Origin of the sequence: Acinetobacter sp. V2 (assembly GCF_001188385.1) — a bacterium.
Classification (GTDB): domain Bacteria; phylum Pseudomonadota; class Gammaproteobacteria; order Pseudomonadales; family Moraxellaceae; genus Acinetobacter; species Acinetobacter oleivorans.
The window spans coordinates 12042-29633 of the sequence record NZ_JZFB01000012.1; the positions used below are offsets into that span (position 1 = coordinate 12042).

Below are 17592 nucleotides of genomic sequence, written 5' to 3' on the forward strand. Positions count from 1 at the left end.
AAAAAACGGCAAATGCTTTTTACTATTCAAATTTAATTAAAAAACCGCTCTATTTGAGCGGTTTTTATTTTCGATCAGAAGTCTTGATTTATTCTCCATCTGCCTCTGCAATCACTTGGCTTGCTTTTTTTAGACTATAAAGCAGTTGCCCTAAAAGTACCTCTTTATTACTGAGCGTGACCATGACCATCGGGTGATGAATTGCTGGAATAGCCGTCAGAATAGCCTTACCATTATCTGCATCTAATGTGATGTTATTACAGCCAGTGAGCTGAATCTCTTTTAAAAATGCAGTGACCATTGCCAAAATTGAGCTACTCACCGCCGCTAATTTGGTGGTGTTATGGTAGTTTTTATGACTTACTGTTGCTAATTCAAAACCATCAGAAGAGCAAATCATTACAAAATCTACACCACGCGTATTCATCAGAATATTATGAGCTTCAGTTTTTGCCAGCTGTAACAGTTGTGTAGGGGCGGTGCGTTTTTGAGTTGGAATACTAAGCATGATCATTCCCTTGAGATGTTAAGCCTACTTTGACTTCAAGTGATGCAATTAATGATTCAACCATCATTAAAATTTGTTCTTGCTCGCGTGCATCAATAAAAAACAACGGATATGACAGTCCATTTGCTTTTATCCAATGACGATATTGTTGAAGTGACGATTCTTTATTTTCGTCAACATGAGTAATACCAATCGCAATATTATCGTTATAATTTTTAAAAGTTTCTAAGTAGCTTTCTAACTCGTCAATTGGATTAGGACTATTGTGATCTAATAATAAAATAACACCGATTGCACCTTCACAAATGACCGACCATATAAAATCAAAACGGCTTTGTCCTGGGGTGCCATAGAGTCCGATTTTGATTCCATCATCTAAAGTAATTTCACCATAATCAATGCCTACAGTGGTCTGGGTTTTCTGGTGGCTTTGTACATCAGTGTTGAATGCTTCTGTTTCAAGAATTGGAATTTCAGATAGCGATTTAATCGCTTCTGTTTTACCTGCCCCCATACTACCTGCAAAGACAATTTTATATTGCTGTATAATCATAACTTCCCTTAAAGACCAAAACGCCGTCTAATCTTCCCTATAAAATTTCTAAAAAAATGATTGTCTGTATTTGAGTTTTCTAAATAAGAATTTGGGGCGTAAGCACATTTATTCGCAGAAATAAATTTTCCATTATTTGCCATTAAACAAGCGGTAACGAAGCGCAAGACATCATCAATTGACAAGTTCAGTTGGTTAGCCACATCAGTAATTTTTGCTCCCTGTATAAAACAAGCAGAGAGTTGTAGGCTCACTTTTCTATATTCTTTTTGGTAGGGCTGTGGCCAATGATCAATTTTAAAATATTTATCTTCTGTAGCTAGATTTCCAAAGTTTTTTGAATACCAAATCAAATTCCATAGCCAGTCCTGCAAATAGTAGTTTTTTTTACGAGATACTTTGGTGAAGTCAGAGGTTTTAGCAAAAGTAAAATCAAAGCTTTGATTGGTTTGAGTTTGTTGGCGTGATGGTTCCAACCAAGCCATCTGAGTCCTGTTATCAATAATGGCGAGAGTGCCTTTATCATCAAAAAGGTATAGTTTGGCATTTTCTGGGCTGTGCAAATTCCTAATAAATTTATCATCAATGAGTATGGGCTCATTTGATAAATTTGAAACTACAACAGTCTTCTTTTGGTTTAAATAAGATATTAGGTTTATTTGTAGCCAGTCTAATAGAGATTCTACTTTTTCTAATGGCAGATGCAGGGTATGTTCATTAAGTTGATATCCATTTTGTGAAGGAGTTTTAGTAATTTTTAAATAAGGACATTTTTTCTTTTGAAGAATATTTTGAATATTATCTGAGTCAAAAAAGTTTTCATTAATTAATAATAGATCAATATGACTGTTAGAAATATTAACCCAATTAATACTATACTCATTAGATATTAACTTTCTGATTAAAGTTTTTAATTCATCTAAAATTTTTAAGCTTAAACCAGTAGTAGCAATATTTATGTAATTCCTATCCATAGTATCACATTAAGTTTTATTGAATAATATAATAGTTTTAATATGCTTTTTATAATAAATATAAAAAGCATATCTTAGATTAATTAGCTAAAGTCTAGCTCTTTTTCAAATGACTTTAACTCATGACGAGCCATAGCCAAGTTCGATTTGGCACGATCAAGCACTAAGTAAAGGAATAGACTATTATTACTTTCTAGAGGTCGAATTAAGTGGTAAGCCTTACCCAATGTAATTAAAATGTCTTCAATATTGTCATTTAATTTCAAAGCATTGGCGATATTTCGCTTTGCGCGAACTACTTCTGTATTTCCAGCCGCCGCCAATTCTAAATCAATTTCCCCACCACCTTGTGTTGCAAGTGATAACCCACTTTCTGAATCAACAAGTGCAGAAGCAATAAAACCATCAATTTCAGTTAAGCTATCTAAAGAAAGTTTAGCCATGTTTTTATCTCTCAGGATTCTAAAGTTATATTTACTACTTTTTCCTAAAAGTAGTTGAAATTCATTATATTTCTGAACAATTTGAAGTCAATTAACCAAGGAAGTTGAGAGGTTTCAGTTTTGGGGAAGAAGTGACGTAAAATGTCAGATTAGAAAAAACATTATAAGATTATTTATACATTATACTTTTAAGACTGCGATGAGGTTTACATTATATATTTTTAAATTTAGCTAAAGTAATTGTAATAGAATATTAATACAATATTGATTAATAAATTATTTTAATTTTAATCGAAAAAGGGGAATAAAAAATTCCCCTTTTTATAACAATGATTAAACTAAACGAGTTGTGTGTAAATACAATAGAGATAACCCAAAATTGCTAAAGCAACGACAGGGGCAATAATCTTTGACCATGTAGGTACAGAACTCTCAGTAGCTTGTTCTTCAATATGCAAATCGTCATGATGAGGTTGGGCTTGGTGAACCATTTGGTTGAACTCCTTCATTGTTGTATCCAATGATAGCTCTTCTTGTTCCACAGGTTTAGAACCAATTAACTCATTTAGGTGGTTTGTTGACCAAACCCAATCTTCTGCCTGACCTGATAAATGTTCTACTTGGCCTAAAATTAATTCTTTTAAGCCATTATGCCCAAAACCACCTGTTTCATCGAGTTGGTTAAGTTCTGCTAACTGCAAAGTTAAAATTTCAGAAATACTCTGTTCTAGCTCTGAATTTTTTAAAGCTGACTGATTATGCTTAGACGTTGTTAGATGACGAGCAACTTCTTGAATATAAAGTGGATCTGAAGTTTTGATTTCTTGATAAATCTTATTGTCATCTTGGCGCCATAAACTAATCAGTTTTCCAAGCGTAAGAATATTCACCTCATCAATCAGTTTATTTTTTTCATTAACTGGATATTGATTTAAAAGCTGAGGCTTTTGAATTTTTATCTGCTCAGCAAAGTATTGGACTAAATCAAATGCCATGCTTTCTTCCTCTAAATTTAATCTAAAATTCTTAACGTTGGTTTTTTCTTAGTTGATGTTGTTTCAATTGTTTCTTGTACTTCAGACTCTACTGTATTTTCTACAGGTGCTACATTGGCATATTCTTCAGGATCAAAAAATAAACCTTGTCCATTCTCACGTGCATAAATACCTAGAACAGCTTGAATAGGTACATAAATGTCTTTTGATGCTCCCCCGAAACGAGCAGAAAAAGTAATCGCTTCATTTCCAATAATAAGTTGATGAACAGCATGAGGCACGATATTTAAAACGATTTGGCCATCTTTAACAAATTGCTGTGGAACATCAGTATGTGGCTGTGTCGCATCTACTAATAGATAAGGAGTAAGTTGGTTATCACAAATCCATTCATAGATTGCACGAGCAAGATAAGGACGTGTAGGGGTTAAATCAATAGTTTGCTCAGACATATCACACTATTCCATATTTAATAGTTCATTGTAACGGTTTTTCTCTTGAGCCGTCATTGATTTAGCAAAAGAAGGTCTCTCAAAGATACGTTTACAATACAAAAGTATTGGTCGGCAATGCTGTTTGGGTAAATCGATTCCCATGCTATTTAATCTTAAGAAGATAGGTGCAAGCATACAGTCCAAAATTGTGAAATTTTCAGACATAAAATAGGGAAAATGCTGAAATAGAGGAGTAAGTGAAATTAAAGTTTCACGTAATTCTTTTTGAGCTTTTTGCTTTTGTTCTATATTTAAAGAATCAGTATGTTTTAACATATGATCTGCTAACTTGAACCAGTCGTTTTCAAGTCTCCAGATATATTGACGCTGCTCTGCACGCATCATTGGAGCATCTGCGTAAAGCTTACTTTGGCGATAACGATCATCTAAATACTCAGCAATAATAGGCGCTGAAAATAATTTAAGATTTTGCTCGACCAACATCGGCAATTGGTTATAAGGATTCAAACTTGCCAAATCTTCGTCTTCATGGTCAGTTATGATCAATTGATATTTGATTTGCTTTTCTGCTAATAGAAAACGAATCCAGTGAGAACGGAAATCATCAGCATGACTGTAAAGGGTAATCCCCTGAATAGAGGTGTTTTCGACCGACATATCACAAGACGACGTGGTTGAGTGAATCGATTAGGATACTAAAAATGCTCTAGGAAATCACGGTTCTAAAGAGATAGTTTGTTTATATTTATAAGTTTGCATTTTATTGTTCGATTTTCATAATAAAAAAAGCCTTGGAAAAATCCAAGGCTTTTTGTCCAACTCGATAAACGAATTAACGTTTAGAGAATTGAGGACGCTTACGAGCTTTACGTAAACCAAGTTTCTTACGTTCAACTTCACGAGCATCACGAGTAACGAAACCAGCTTGACGAAGAACAGGTTTTAAAGTTTCGTCAGCAGCGATAAGCGCACGAGTAATACCGTGACGGATCGCGCCAGCTTGACCACCGATACCACCACCTTTAACAGTGATGTAAAGGTCAAACTTTTCAGTAACTTCTAAAAGTTCTAAAGGTTGACGAACAACCATACGAGCAGTTTCACGACCGAAATATTGCTCTAAAGTACGGTTGTTAATAACGAGTTTGCCTGTACCAGCAGACAAGAAAACACGTGCAGTTGCGGTCTTACGGCGACCTGTACCATAATTAGTAGCCATGTGCTGTATCCCTTAGATGTCCAAAACTTGTGGCTGTTGAGCAGCATGCGGATGCTCAGTACCAGCGTACACTTTCATTTTTTTGATCATTGCATAACCAAGAGGACCTTTTGGTAACATGCCTTTAACTGCTTTTTCAAGAACAGCTTCAGGCTTGTGAGCAATTAACTTCTCGAAGTTAGTCTCACGGATACCACCAGGGAAACCAGTATGGCGATAATATTTCTTATCAAGCGCTTTTTTACCAGTCACTTGAACTTGTTCAGCATTAATCACAACGATGTAATCGCCAGTGTCAACGTGAGGAGTATAAGAAGTTTTGTGCTTACCGCGTAAACGACGAGCGATTTCAGTCGCAAGGCGACCTAAAGTTTTGCCAGAAGCATCAACAACATACCAGTCATGTTGAACTTCAGCTGGCTTAGCGCTGAGAGTTTTCATTAAACCACTACCTATTATAGTTGGTTTGGACTATGGAATCTGTCCAAACAAAAGGAGCGAGCATTCTAAACGAGTTTGTTCAAAGTCACAAGAAAAATCCAGTTTAAGCCACATAATTTAATCCATAAACCGATGAATGCGGGATATGTTAAAATCAAACAAATTTTAGTTATGTGTCTGGGGTGATTGTGCTGCCTTTATATGTCACTTCCGGTGAGCCGGCTGGTATTGGTCCAGATATTTGCTTGAGCTTGGCTCAGCGAGTTGATGAACGTCCTGTTGTTGTTTTTGGTGACCAAAATTTATTAGAACAACGTGCCCAGAAACTCGGTATAAATATTCAATTTATAGAATATACGGGACAAGCTGAATCATCCTCTTCTGGTGAGCTTTATATAGAGCATGTACCTTTAGAAACGGCGGTTATTGATGGCCAATTAAATTCAGCTAATGCGGCTTATGTATTAGAACAATTACGCCGTTCAGCTGATTATGCCATGTCTGGTAAAAGTGTTGGGGTAGCTACGGCACCAGTGCAAAAATCGGTCATTAATGATGCAGGCATTTTGTTTAGTGGTCACACTGAATACTATCAAGAATTTGCAGGGGTAGAGCGCGTTGTCATGATGCTTGCAACTAAGACTCTGCGCGTTGCTTTAGCGACTACGCATTTGCCTTTAAGAGATGTTGCCGATGCAATTACCAAAGAACGGTTACATCAAGTCATTGATATTTTAATACATGATTTAAAAACTAAATTTAAGATCGTTGATCCACGCATATTGGTGTGTGGCTTAAATCCTCATGCGGGGGAAGATGGCTATTTGGGCCGTGAAGAGATTGATACCATTAATCCGGTACTCGAAACTTATCGGGCGCAAGGAATTAAAATGAGCCTAAGCTTGCCTGCGGATACCTTATTTACCCCTGAGCATCTTAAAAATGCTGATGCTGTACTCGCTATGTACCATGATCAAGGTTTACCTGTGTTAAAATCACAAGGGTTTGGTGAGGCCATCAATATTACATTGGGTTTGCCATTCATCCGAACCTCGGTCGATCATGGCACTGCGTTGTCTTTGGCTGGGACCGGTTTGGCAAAAAGCTCAAGTTTAAATGTCGCTGTCGATTTAGCTTTATCTTTAGCAGCGAGCTAAATTTTTCATGTTGGAAATGTTATATGTATCAAATTAATGCCCTAAACCCGAAAGATGAAGGGCATAAAGCTCGTAAACGTTTTGGTCAAAACTTCTTACATGATCAGCGAGTCATTGCCAAAATCGTGCGCTCGGTGAACCCGCGTGCGGGTGAAAATGTTGTTGAAATTGGTCCTGGTTTGGCTGCTTTAACTTCTCCTTTAATTGGAGAGTGTGATGCATTAACAGTGGTTGAGCTAGATCGTGATTTAGCAGCAGGCTTGCCAGAACGCGTTCCACACCCTGAACGTTTAACTATTATCGAAGCTGATGCATTAAAATATGATTTTAATGAACTGGTAAAAGATGGTCGACCATTACGTGTGGTTGGTAATTTACCTTATAACATTTCAACTCCATTACTTTTCCATCTCTTGGAATTTGGCAGTAAAGTTAAAGACATGCACTTTATGCTGCAAAAAGAGGTGGTTGAACGCATTACCGCAGAACCAAACACAAAAGAATATGGGCGCTTGTCGGTAATGATTCAGTATTATTGCCAACCTACGTTTTTATTTGAAGTGCCAGCTGGTGCATTTAACCCGCCACCTAAAGTAACGAGTGCTGTTTTCCGCCTTGTTCCATATGAACAAAAACCAATTATTGCAAAAGATGAAAAAGCTTTAGCTCGTTTGGTTGCTCATGTATTTACCCAACGCCGTAAAACCCTAAGAAATAGTCTAAAAGGTATGATTGCTGACGATGGTTTTGAAAAAGCAGGCGTTGATCCGATGGCTCGTCCAGAAACGTTAACACTTGCTCAATTTGTTGCTTTAGCCGATCAAATGGTGGCATAAATGACTAAACGTTTTAATTATGTGATTGGCGATGTACAAGGGTGTTTTGAAGCTCTGAAAGCCTTACTTAAAGAAATACGTTTTGATCCAGACCAAGATTTTTTGTGGTTTGCAGGTGATTTAGTCGCTCGTGGCGAAAACTCAGTGGGTGCCTTACGGTTTGTTAAAAAACTTGCTGATCGCGGCGCTGCTGCAACTGTACTCGGAAATCATGATCTGACTTTAGTGGCTGGTGCGCGTGGTTTAAAAGAGATTAAAGAAAAAGATCGTACGCAAGACGTTATTGATGCAATTGATGGCGATGAATTAATCGACTGGTTGCGGAAACAACCTTTATGTTTATTCCCGAACGAGCACACAATTCTTACTCATGCAGGTATACCTTGCATTTGGGATGCACAAAAGACTGCAACGCTTGCAAAAGAGGTTGAAGCAGTACTCTCTCATCAAGACTTATCTGTATTGGATGCCTTTTTGGCAGAAATGTATGGCTCAAAACCAGATTTGTGGGAAAACGACTTAACGGGTTCAGCTCGTTTACGTTGTATTACTAATTATTTGACCCGCATGCGTTTAACCAACGCAGAAGGGGCTTTAGAGTTCAGTTTTAAAGATGCTCTGGATGCGCCAATGCCAGAGGGTTATTTACCTTGGTTTGAATTTCCGAGCAAAGCGGCACAAACTCATCAAATCATTTTTGGCCATTGGGCTGCGCTCGAGGGCAGAACTATTAATGATCAGATTCAGAATATTGATGGCGGCTGTGTCTGGGGCAGAAAATTAATGGCTTATCGCCTTGAAGACAAAGAAATCTTTGCTGTTGAAAATCCAGTGATGTAATAAAAAAGCCGCATAAGCGGCTTTTTTATTTTTAACTTTTATTCTACGCGTAACCAAATTTGGTTACGGCCTAATGCTGAAACGCCAAGATATCCACGCATATGAAGACGTTTACCAGTTGCACTGAGTTTTGCTTTAAGCCCGTAAACTTTACCAGTATTAGGATCTAAAATTTTCCCACCTGTATAATTAAGATCATCTGTTTGTTTTAAGCCAGTTGCAATATCCAATCCTATAATTGGTTTATTGGTATACGGCGAAGGGCAGTTATCACAAATCTCTTTAGGGGTATAACCTGGGCGTGGTGTAACTTTGATAATCTTTCCGGCATATGTCCCATTTGCTTCTTTTCGTATTTCTACCTGTGCTTTGGGAGCACCAGTTTTATCATCAATTGTTTGCCAAAGACCTGTAATGTCTGCTGCAAATGTAGCAGTGTTGATCCCCAGTAAGAGCAGAGCTCCAATAAAAATTTTCCCCATGATTAAAAATCCTTTTAACATTGAAAGGTCATCTTATTTCGAATTGATATACCGTTCAATGTTTATTTAATAGGCTTCTTAATTATGGTGTGCCAAGTGACAACATTAATGTAGGCAGCCAAATTGCAGTAAATACGCCGTTTAAAGCCATACCAAATGCAGCGTAGCGACCTGCAACAGGTCCGCGTTGCCATGCTTGAGCTGTTCCTATGGCATGCGCAGCTAAACCTAAGGCTAATCCAGATGCTCTTTCATCATGAATATGTTTAAGTAAAAATGGTGAAAAAGCTGCTCCAATAACGCCAGATAAAATAACAATAAGCGTTACCAGCGTTTCAGGAGCATGCAATAACGTTGCGATATTTAAGGCGATAGGAGTAGTCACCGCGCGGGTTGCAAATGCAAGAATGGTAGGTTCCGACATATGCAATAAATAAGCAAGGCCCATAGGCAAAGCTACGGCGCTAATACTTGCAAAAAGTAAAATCCCAATGACTGATTTAATTGGTAGATCATCGTAACGCATTGCAGCTAAAGGAATGGCTAAGGCTACTGTGACATAACCTAATAAATGACCAAATAAGTCATTCACATAAAGGCGATATTGTTCATAAGGAACTTGTAAAACTGAAAGCAATGCAATGACAATGAACATGCCGAAAACTAAAAGTGGAACTTGCGGAAAGCGTCGGTTTAAAGGTTTTGCACATAGATAACCAATCAGTGTGATCAAAAAACCGTAGAAAATCGTAAACATTTTATTCTCCTTATAACCAACGTTTTGCCATTTTTGCATAGACCCACAAAGGTATAAGGGTGCTGACCACTAAAACAAAAAGGAATAGTGGAATTTCTTTACCCATATGCACCAACATAATTAAAGAGCCAGCACAAACAGGTAAAAAAGCAAAACCACTTTCTTTCATGATTTTATTATTCGTATCAACTATTCGAAGAGGGATTTTTTTAAACTTTCTCCAGATAATCAAAACAGTGAGTAAGCTGATTAACCCGACCAGATTACCTAATTCTGGATGACCAAAAGCACGCATGACGATGACAGAGCCTTCACGAAAACCAATAATGAGTAGTAAAGTTGCTACCCATGCTGTCCAGTCTATACTTTTGATCTTATCCATATTTTTTATCTCTAAAAGTTTACTTATCGAGTTTTAACTGATCTCGCCCTTGATTTCAAACTCTTCCAATGGTCGCTTAAATTGATTAGCGCGTTCTCCCAAGATTTCTTCTAAGGGCAGTTTTGCTTGGCGAATAAGCTTTTCCAGCTTATGTGGTGCAATACGTACATCAATATGTAATAAGCCTGCATCATCGTAGTGTTCAGACTCAATTACATTTAAGGCATAAAGCTGTGTGCGAAATTTGCCATAAGCAGGTTTAAGAATCAGAGAAAACTTTTGAATTTGTCCCATTAAACATTCTTGTACTGCTTTTTGAAGTAACTCTAGACCAAGGCCTGCGTGAGCAGAAACATAAACTCGATCTGGTACATGTGGTTCGGCATAAACAATTTTGGCTTCTTCACCACTCAGGTCAATTTTGTTGTATACCCGAAGTACTGGAGCATCTGCACCAATCTCTTTTAAAACGCTTTCAACTGCTTCAATTTGATCAAGCATGTCATGACTATTACTATCAATGACATGTAGTAAAAGAGTGGCTTCTAGGGTTTCTTCAAGTGTTGCTTTGAATGATTCAATTAAATCATGTTGTAAGTTTCGTACAAAACCTACCGTATCTGCGAGCACGACAGTACCAATACCATCCCATTCCAAACGACGTAATGTTGGGTCGAGTGTTGCAAACAGTTGATCGGCTGCGTAGACATCACTTTTCGCTAAAATATTAAATAGAGTTGATTTGCCAGCATTGGTATAGCCTACTAACGACACAGTTGGAATGGCTGCCTTTTGTCTTGCAGCACGTCCTTGTATACGGGTTTGATGTACCTTTTCTAATTTATCTTTTAATTGGGCAATACGTACACGAATGAGACGACGATCTGTTTCTAGTTGCGTTTCACCAGGACCACGTAAGCCAATACCACCTTTTTGTTGCTCAAAGTCGGCTGACCAACCACGAATAAGACGGGTAGATAAATGTTTAAGCTGTGCAAGTTCCACTTGTAATTTACCTTCATGCGTACGGGCACGCAGGGCAAAAATATCTAAAATTAATCCTGTACGATCAATAACTCGGCATTTTAATATTCTTTCTAAATTTCGTTCTTGAGCAGGTGACAAAGCATGGTCAAAAATCACTAGACTTGCTTCTAGTTCCTGAACTCGCTCTGCAATTTCTTCGACTTTTCCTGAACCAATAAAAAATTTAGGATTGGGTTTATTTCGCTGAACCTTAATATGTTCAAGGATATCTGCACCAGCAGACTGTGCAAGTAGAGCAAACTCTTCGGCATCCAGATCATCTAATAATTGTACTGAAACACTCACTAAAATTGTGCGTTCACCGCCTTGATGCCGATCAACATATTCCACGTGGTTGTAAATCCTGAAAATGGGAAAACTTTATTCTAGATGAAACTTATGCAAAAGGGGAAAGCGTTTGTTCTTATCCTTTAGATTAGTTAAATACTGTTAGAGGTGTCAGAATTTATTTTTTTCCCATTCTCTATCATCAATGCAAGTTTATTCTGAAACGTATAGAATGCTCGAGATGGGTATAACAATGATTGATCGTTAGTGAAATTTTATGGCTCAAACGCAAAGTATAGTTAATTCAACGTTAAAGAAATTATCAAAAATAGGTTTGTACGGAAAAAAAGTCACTTCGGCTACCGCTGCAATTAGTGAAGGTTTTTATTTAGTTTATCGACACGGCCTTTATAAAGATCCTAATAATCCGGTCAATACACGCTATGTTCAATATTTTTGCCGCCGTTTATGTCAGGTTTTCAACTTAGATGTAGAAGTACACGGAACAATTCCTAGAGAACCTGCTTTATGGGTAAGTAATCATATTTCTTGGCTCGATGTTGCTGTTTTAGGTTCAGGAGCTCGTGTTTTCTTTCTTGCTAAAGCTGAAATTGAAAATTGGCCTATTTTAGGCAATCTAGCTAAAGGTGGCGGCACTTTATTTATTAAGCGTGGGTCTGGTGATTCCGTTAAAATTCGTGAGCAAATTACTGAATTTTTAAAACAAAATATTCCCGTACTATTTTTTCCTGAAGCGACCACTACAGATGGACATTCTGTTAAGAAAGTACATGGTCGTTTGCTCGGTGCTGCTATTGAGGCTCAACGCCCAGTACAGGTATGTTTAATTTGTTATGTAAACCGTCATGGACAATTAGATACAGTTGCGCCATTCATTGGCGACATGACATTTGCTGAACATATTCAACGCGTACTTGAAATGCCGAAAGTAACTGCTCATCTATTAACTTTGCCTCCAATTTCAGTGGAAGGGCATGATGTGAAGAGTTTAACGCGTGAAGTTCAAGAAAAAATGGTAGAAGGTTTGGCTCAACTACATCAGAAAGTACTTAAGCCAAAAAATTAATTACATAAAGCCTTCAAGTGGCAGCCATGAAAGAAATTTCATGCCTGCTTTTTGCCACCATTTCATCTCGGGTTCTTGTTTATAAATTAAAGGGCCATTAGGAGTTTCTTGCTGCCAATAAATATGATTGTTAGCGTCGAGCTTTAACTTATAAGCATATTTATTTAAATTTTCGTCCATCGTATGGTGAATTGTCTTAGCCAATGACGGGCTATCTAAAATTACGCCAATTTCAGTATTTAAATAAGCTGAGCGTGGATCAAAATTAAATGAGCCAATAAAAACCTGTTCATCTAATGCCATCAGTTTAGTATGTAAGCTTGAGCGGCTTAATCCTTTCATGTTTACTTTTGCTTTAGTGGCAAGCTCATCTGTATTTTTATTTAAATCTCTTTTATCTGGTGTAGGTAAAAACTCATAAAGTTGTACGCCGTTTTTAAGCAGTTCTTTACGGTACTTTCCGTAAAATGCATGTACAACGGCAACATCATTTGCTTTAAACGAGTTAGTTAGAACGCGTACTTCCACACCTTCTTTAGCAAGCGTGCTTAAAATTTTAGCGCCTTGTTTTTCAGGAATAAAATAAGCTGAAATTAAATCTACATTACTTTCTGGTTTTTCCAGATGGTTAATTAACTGGAAATTTAAGTGCTCTTCTTTTTTTGCCTTTGATTTAATTTTATCAGGTGAGTCTTTTACGACTTCTGCTTTAACCCAGTCGAATTGAATATTGTGATTTAACCATTTATCAAATGCATGTGATTTTGCAGTTAAATTTAAAAAGTTTTGAACAGTTGCTTGTTGGTAGTGAGCTTCGAGTTGCTCTTTTAATCCTTCATAGCGTAAACGGTGCTGCTCTGGACTTACAATACTTTGAACTGAATAGGCGTATTCATGATTCCAGTAGTCATCAAAAGAATTCACAATGTCATCAACAGCAGCACCGACCAACATTACATCGACATCAGAAAATTGATAGCTATCGCTTACATTATAATATTGATTGGTCATGTTACGTCCGCCAATAAGAGCAACCTCATTGTCGGCAATAAAACTTTTATTGTGCATGCGACGATTGATACGTTTTAAATCAAGCACCATATCCATCGCACGATATTTGCGGAAACGGTAGGGGTTAAAAAGCTTAACTTCAATATTTTTATGCTGAGAAAGAGCGAGTAAAATCCCTTCCATTTTTTTTGCATTATTATCATCAATAAGAAGTCGGACTTTTACCCCCCGATCAGCTGCTCGAATAATGGCATGCAAAGCTAAAGCACCAACTTTGTCATTATCCCAAATGTAATATTGTAAATCTAAAGTCTTTTCAGCTTTATCAATTAATCTTAGGCGGGCTGCTAGAGCCTCCAATGGATCATTTAAGACGTGGTAACCCGTTAGCTTTGGGTTTTGCTGACGTAAGGGAGTAATAATTTGAGCAAGTGAAGTCTCTGATGTGTCGATATCATTTGCATATTCTAATGGCTCAACACCATGTTTTGGCAGAGTACTACATCCTGTCAAACCCACAGCAAAACTAGAACATAGGACTATAGAGGCTTTTATCAAAAAGCTTCTAGCTTGTTGATTCGTTTGAAGCTGTTTGGAATGAGAGGATTGTGCCATAATCAGTACATACGATAACGTGAGCTAGAGTATAATTCGTGCATATTGAAAGATAAATATTGAATTTGATTACTAGCAATCAATAGAAGATAAGTCGAGAGTCGTAATGTGGAATCCAAATTCAATTATTTTTTGTTTTTACTTTATTTTTTCAATACTTGCTCTATGGGGAATTTCTGAGGCTTGGATTCATCAATCTCGGACTGAGACGATTCATCCATTTAAAGCTTTTGTGCATTTACTCGCATTTTATCTCTCTTATCTACTTATTCCTCTCTGGTTTTTTAATTTATATGCTGCTTGGATTGGTTACTACTCAATTCATCAAGGTATTTTTATCTTTTTCTTAAGTGGTGTTTTAATTTATGCCCGATTTATTGAGCCTCATCTAGTCCGTGTCGATACTCATCAATATCGCTTAAATCCAGATCGTAGTTTTAATAAGCCAGTCAGAGTAGCCCTAATTGCAGATTTACATATTGGTTTATTTTCAGGGCATGAACGTCAGCTCAAAACCATAGTTAGAAAATTAAATGAGCAGCAACCTGACTTAGTCGTAGTCGCTGGTGACTGGACGTATGAACCAGAAGATAGACTGATTGAAGAGTTAAGTGTTTTAAAAGAAATTCAGGCACCTGTTTACTCTGTTCCTGGAAATCATGATGAGCAATATCCTGGCCCACCGATTCAACAATTATTAAAAGATGCTTTATTTTATAATGAAGTTGTTGATATCGAAGGAAGGATCGTTGATTTTGAAGAATTCCGTCTGATTGGTATTGGTGATCTTTGGGCTGGAAAAACAGATATGCGTTCCATGCCAGATTTACCTCAAGATAAACCTTGGTTAATTTTGTCTCATAATCCGGATACGGTCGATATGGTGCCTAAATTACCGAATCGTCCATTAATGTTATCAGGACACACACATGGAGGGCAGGTGGAGCTCCCATGGCTGACTAACTATATTATGAAAAAAGTATCAATTTTAGGTCATAAACGTGGATTTTACTCTCACGAACATGCGGATGTTTTTGTTACCGTTGGCACAGGAATGGTCGGCATCCCTTTACGGTTTAGAGTACCGCCAACCATTGATATTATTGAGTTAGTTTAAAATAAAAAAGCCAATCACAGAGGATTGGCTTTTTTTATGAATTAAACTTGCTTATGGAATAACAACAATGGCAACACGTCTGTTAATCGCACGATTTTCATTGGTTGTATTTGGAACATAAGGTTGCGTTGAACCACGACCAATCACGTAGATATTTTCTTTTTTAAATCCACGAGCTAAGAAAAGGTTTGCTACACTTTGTGCGCGCTCCTCAGATAGCTTTTGATTATAAGCAGCATCGCCAACATCATCAGTATGACCTACAATTTTCAATTTATTTAGATCATATTTATTCAATTGATTTGCTAGACGTACTAACTCAGCCTCATGACTTTGTTTTAACTCTGCATTATTAAAGTCAAATAACAAACGTTCTGGTAAACCTAAAGTCCATCCTTCATCGGTAAGAACGAAACCTTCTTTTTTGAGCAATTTTACCTGACGATATTTTAATGGACCAAAACTCAGGCACCCTGCAAGAGTAATGCATAGCAATGCAATAAAGGAGAGTTTTAGAGATCTTGTATTCATAGATTAGCCTAAATTTAATTTTCAGGTTTATAGATAAACCAGTGTTCATCCGAATTTTTAGCCTTATACATTGCTTGGTCTGCTTGCATAATGAAATCTTCGGGGCTAGATGCAAATTGTGATAAAGCAATACCTACACTAAAACTGAAGTAAATCGTTTGACCATTCAGATGCAAAGGTTCTTTACAGCTTTCGAGTAAATTTTCAGCAATAGATATTAAATGATCAGCATGACTAATGGAATGCAAAATGACAGCAAATTCGTCGCCGCCTAATCGTGCAATAAAATCTTGATGACGTAGACGGGTTTGCAGACGATTCGCCATTTCTTTTAGAACTTCATCTCCAGCTAAATGGCCAAACTGATCATTAATTGCTTTGAAGTTGTTGTTATCTATAAATAATAACGCAGACTTGTTATCAAAACCCTTATCTTCAAACATGTCTAAGAGAATCTGATAAAAATAATGTCTATTAGGCAATAAGGTGAGTTGGTCATGATGAGCCTGAAAGGATAACTTACGATTTTCCTTTTGTAGCTGGTTATCCCATATCTGAATTTCTTCAAGTAACTCGTTAAAAACGGTATTTAAATCTTGAAATTCTTTAATTCGATTATAGGGAAAACGAAGATTATAAGCTTTTTGTTCACTTACAATTTGAGCAATATTAGTAAGTGGATAAATAGCCTGCATAATTTGACGATAAGTTAAATTTACTGACCACCACAAAGCACAAACAATAAACAACATAGCAATTGCTAGTCCTACCATAATCATTTTGAGGAACTGCAATATTTTTTCGGAACTACCAAAAAGCGTGAGTTCACCTACATTTTGCTCGTGATGATAAATTGTAAGATGAACGGGTTCATTCAGAAACCAATGATCAAACCAGCCCTCTAAAATTGAAGTCTGACTTGATAATTTAAAACTTTGTGCAATTAAATGATGCTCTGAATCATAAATATGAATAGTACGAATTGAATGGTCATTCGTATATTCATTCAAAATTTGCTCAATCGTAATTTTGTCATTAAATACAACTGCAGGCTGAATACGCTCTAGTAGCGTATGGCTAAGCAATTGCAAATTTTGTTTGGCGTAAGTTTCCATTGTAAAAACAGAAATCGACACAAACGTAAAAGAGCAGATAAAGAAAGTAATTGCAAAGATAGTAAATTGAGATTTTCTAAATAATGCATGCAATGAAGTGGATTGATACAACTTTGATATCATAATCCTTACTCCGCATTCTTAGCCAAGAGTAATACTCTCGGATCAATATGAACTTTGGAGTGACTTAAAGCATCTAAGTTAACTTTAAAGGTAGTGTAATTATTTTGATTATATAAACAAAAGATACTTCCAATTTCGCACTCTGGATTATTAATGCTTAAAGAAAGTAAAGAACGGTAAGGATAGTTCTGAATAAGGCTTTGTTGTTGTTGGGGCGAAGTCGTAGAAAAATAAACGGCCTGACAATGTGACCGAGCAAAATCTTTCGCGTTTACAGTTTGAACACGATAATTATAAGACATTTGCTGGATATAAGATTGAAACGTAGATGTAATAGAGGGATTATCAATAATACAAAGAGTAGGAGTATTTACATTCTCCCACTTACTGTAGCTTAGAATAGATAAAGTAAGCACATAGAAGTTATGTTTTGAATTGGCATAACAAGGCCCGCTCGTAGCAAACACTACAAGTATGCAAACAAATACTTTTTTAGCGAACTGCCACATGGTGAGTTAATGCCAAACTATTGCACGAATAATCTATTCTACATGAAGTTGATAAAGTAAAAAAAGTTTAATATCTCATCTAAAGTTGACTAAAAAGGCTAAAAAACGAACATGCAGTGATATTAAAT

The 17592-nt window shown here is 36.8% G+C and carries 22 protein-coding genes; 5 read left to right on the plus strand and 17 right to left on the minus strand.

The window, feature by feature from the left end; genetic code table 11:
- Positions 1–88: 88 nt before the first annotated feature.
- The 9 genes from UC75_RS18350 to rplM form a co-directional block, all read right to left on the minus strand.
- On the minus strand, positions 89–508 hold the full coding sequence (locus UC75_RS18350) for a roadblock/LC7 domain-containing protein (protein ID WP_049838414.1): 420 nt from the start codon (positions 506–508) through the stop codon (positions 89–91).
- A complete protein-coding gene (locus UC75_RS18355) occupies positions 501–1061 on the minus strand; it encodes a GTP-binding protein (RefSeq protein ID WP_049838415.1) in 561 nt (186 codons plus the stop codon). Before UC75_RS18355 ends, UC75_RS18350 begins: the two co-directional genes overlap by 8 nt.
- Before the next feature lie 8 nt (positions 1062–1069).
- Positions 1070–2035, minus strand: coding sequence for a hypothetical protein (locus tag UC75_RS18360; protein WP_049838416.1), 966 nt, complete (start codon positions 2033–2035; stop codon positions 1070–1072).
- Between the two features lie 83 nt (positions 2036–2118).
- Complete coding sequence (locus UC75_RS18365; RefSeq protein ID WP_049838417.1) at positions 2119–2478, minus strand: hypothetical protein; 360 nt, start codon at positions 2476–2478, stop codon at positions 2119–2121.
- 338 nt (positions 2479–2816) lie between these two features.
- The gene (locus UC75_RS18370) at positions 2817–3473 is read right to left on the minus strand and encodes a hypothetical protein (RefSeq protein ID WP_049838418.1); all 657 of its coding nucleotides are present in this window, start codon (positions 3471–3473) and stop codon (positions 2817–2819) included.
- A gap of 17 nt (positions 3474–3490) precedes the next feature.
- Positions 3491–3925 carry a ClpXP protease specificity-enhancing factor gene (locus tag UC75_RS18375; protein WP_005299900.1) on the minus strand — a complete coding sequence of 145 codons (435 nt, stop codon included), beginning with the start codon at positions 3923–3925 and terminating at the stop codon, positions 3491–3493.
- A gap of 6 nt (positions 3926–3931) precedes the next feature.
- Positions 3932–4585, minus strand: coding sequence for a glutathione S-transferase N-terminal domain-containing protein (locus tag UC75_RS18380; protein ID WP_004796304.1), 654 nt, complete (start codon positions 4583–4585; stop codon positions 3932–3934).
- 175 nt (positions 4586–4760) lie between these two features.
- Positions 4761–5147, minus strand: a complete 387-nt coding sequence (gene rpsI, locus UC75_RS18385; RefSeq protein ID WP_002048725.1) for a 30S ribosomal protein S9 — start codon at positions 5145–5147, stop codon at positions 4761–4763.
- Between the two features lie 12 nt (positions 5148–5159).
- On the minus strand, positions 5160–5588 hold the full coding sequence (gene rplM / locus UC75_RS18390; RefSeq protein ID WP_003656097.1) for a 50S ribosomal protein L13: 429 nt from the start codon (positions 5586–5588) through the stop codon (positions 5160–5162).
- 173 nt (positions 5589–5761) lie between these two features.
- Between rplM and pdxA the strand changes: the two genes are divergently transcribed.
- The 3 genes from pdxA to UC75_RS18405 are packed head-to-tail and all read left to right on the plus strand — an operon-like array spanning position 5762 to position 8421.
- A complete protein-coding gene (pdxA, locus tag UC75_RS18395; RefSeq protein ID WP_128825369.1) occupies positions 5762–6745 on the plus strand; it encodes a 4-hydroxythreonine-4-phosphate dehydrogenase PdxA in 984 nt (327 codons plus the stop codon).
- Between the two features lie 23 nt (positions 6746–6768).
- Positions 6769–7581 carry a 16S rRNA (adenine(1518)-N(6)/adenine(1519)-N(6))-dimethyltransferase RsmA gene (gene rsmA, locus UC75_RS18400; protein WP_049838419.1) on the plus strand — a complete coding sequence of 271 codons (813 nt, stop codon included), beginning with the start codon at positions 6769–6771 and terminating at the stop codon, positions 7579–7581.
- Entirely contained in the window at positions 7582–8421 is an 840-nt protein-coding gene (locus UC75_RS18405) for a symmetrical bis(5'-nucleosyl)-tetraphosphatase (protein ID WP_049838420.1), read from the plus strand. It begins immediately after the preceding gene.
- Positions 8422–8459: 38 nt separating this feature from the next.
- On the opposite strand, the gene UC75_RS18410 is transcribed toward UC75_RS18405, so the two are convergent.
- From UC75_RS18410 to hflX, 4 genes are all read right to left on the minus strand, one after another.
- A complete protein-coding gene (locus UC75_RS18410) occupies positions 8460–8903 on the minus strand; it encodes a DUF2147 domain-containing protein (RefSeq protein WP_004796314.1) in 444 nt (147 codons plus the stop codon).
- Between the two features lie 82 nt (positions 8904–8985).
- The gene (locus UC75_RS18415; RefSeq protein WP_009388694.1) at positions 8986–9660 is read right to left on the minus strand and encodes an LrgB family protein; all 675 of its coding nucleotides are present in this window, start codon (positions 9658–9660) and stop codon (positions 8986–8988) included.
- 10 nt (positions 9661–9670) lie between these two features.
- The gene (locus UC75_RS18420) at positions 9671–10042 is read right to left on the minus strand and encodes a hypothetical protein (protein WP_005299915.1); all 372 of its coding nucleotides are present in this window, start codon (positions 10040–10042) and stop codon (positions 9671–9673) included.
- A gap of 33 nt (positions 10043–10075) precedes the next feature.
- Positions 10076–11419 carry a ribosome rescue GTPase HflX gene (gene hflX, locus UC75_RS18425; RefSeq protein WP_004796318.1) on the minus strand — a complete coding sequence of 448 codons (1344 nt, stop codon included), beginning with the start codon at positions 11417–11419 and terminating at the stop codon, positions 10076–10078.
- A gap of 214 nt (positions 11420–11633) precedes the next feature.
- Between hflX and UC75_RS18430 the strand changes: the two genes are divergently transcribed.
- Positions 11634–12443 carry a lysophospholipid acyltransferase family protein gene (locus UC75_RS18430; protein WP_049838421.1) on the plus strand — a complete coding sequence of 270 codons (810 nt, stop codon included), beginning with the start codon at positions 11634–11636 and terminating at the stop codon, positions 12441–12443.
- Here the strand turns inward: UC75_RS18430 and UC75_RS18435 are convergent, their stop codons facing one another.
- Entirely contained in the window at positions 12444–14069 is a 1626-nt protein-coding gene (locus tag UC75_RS18435) for a phospholipase D family protein (protein ID WP_004796322.1), read from the minus strand. It abuts the gene before it with no gap.
- Between the two features lie 106 nt (positions 14070–14175).
- On the opposite strand from UC75_RS18435, the gene UC75_RS18440 reads away from it, so the two are divergent.
- On the plus strand, positions 14176–15186 hold the full coding sequence (locus UC75_RS18440; protein WP_049838422.1) for a metallophosphoesterase: 1011 nt from the start codon (positions 14176–14178) through the stop codon (positions 15184–15186).
- A gap of 51 nt (positions 15187–15237) precedes the next feature.
- Here UC75_RS18440 and UC75_RS18445 read toward each other — a convergent pair whose 3' ends face one another.
- From UC75_RS18445 to UC75_RS18455, 3 genes are read right to left on the minus strand one after another with little or no spacing between them, the layout of a single operon-like run.
- On the minus strand, positions 15238–15717 hold the full coding sequence (locus UC75_RS18445; protein WP_004796325.1) for an OmpA family protein: 480 nt from the start codon (positions 15715–15717) through the stop codon (positions 15238–15240).
- A gap of 14 nt (positions 15718–15731) precedes the next feature.
- Positions 15732–16955: a diguanylate cyclase domain-containing protein gene (locus tag UC75_RS18450; RefSeq protein ID WP_005065229.1), complete on the minus strand. Its 1224-nt coding sequence runs from the start codon at positions 16953–16955 to the stop codon at positions 15732–15734.
- A gap of 5 nt (positions 16956–16960) precedes the next feature.
- Positions 16961–17464 carry a YfiR family protein gene (locus UC75_RS18455; protein WP_004796328.1) on the minus strand — a complete coding sequence of 168 codons (504 nt, stop codon included), beginning with the start codon at positions 17462–17464 and terminating at the stop codon, positions 16961–16963.
- Positions 17465–17592 lie beyond the last annotated feature (128 nt).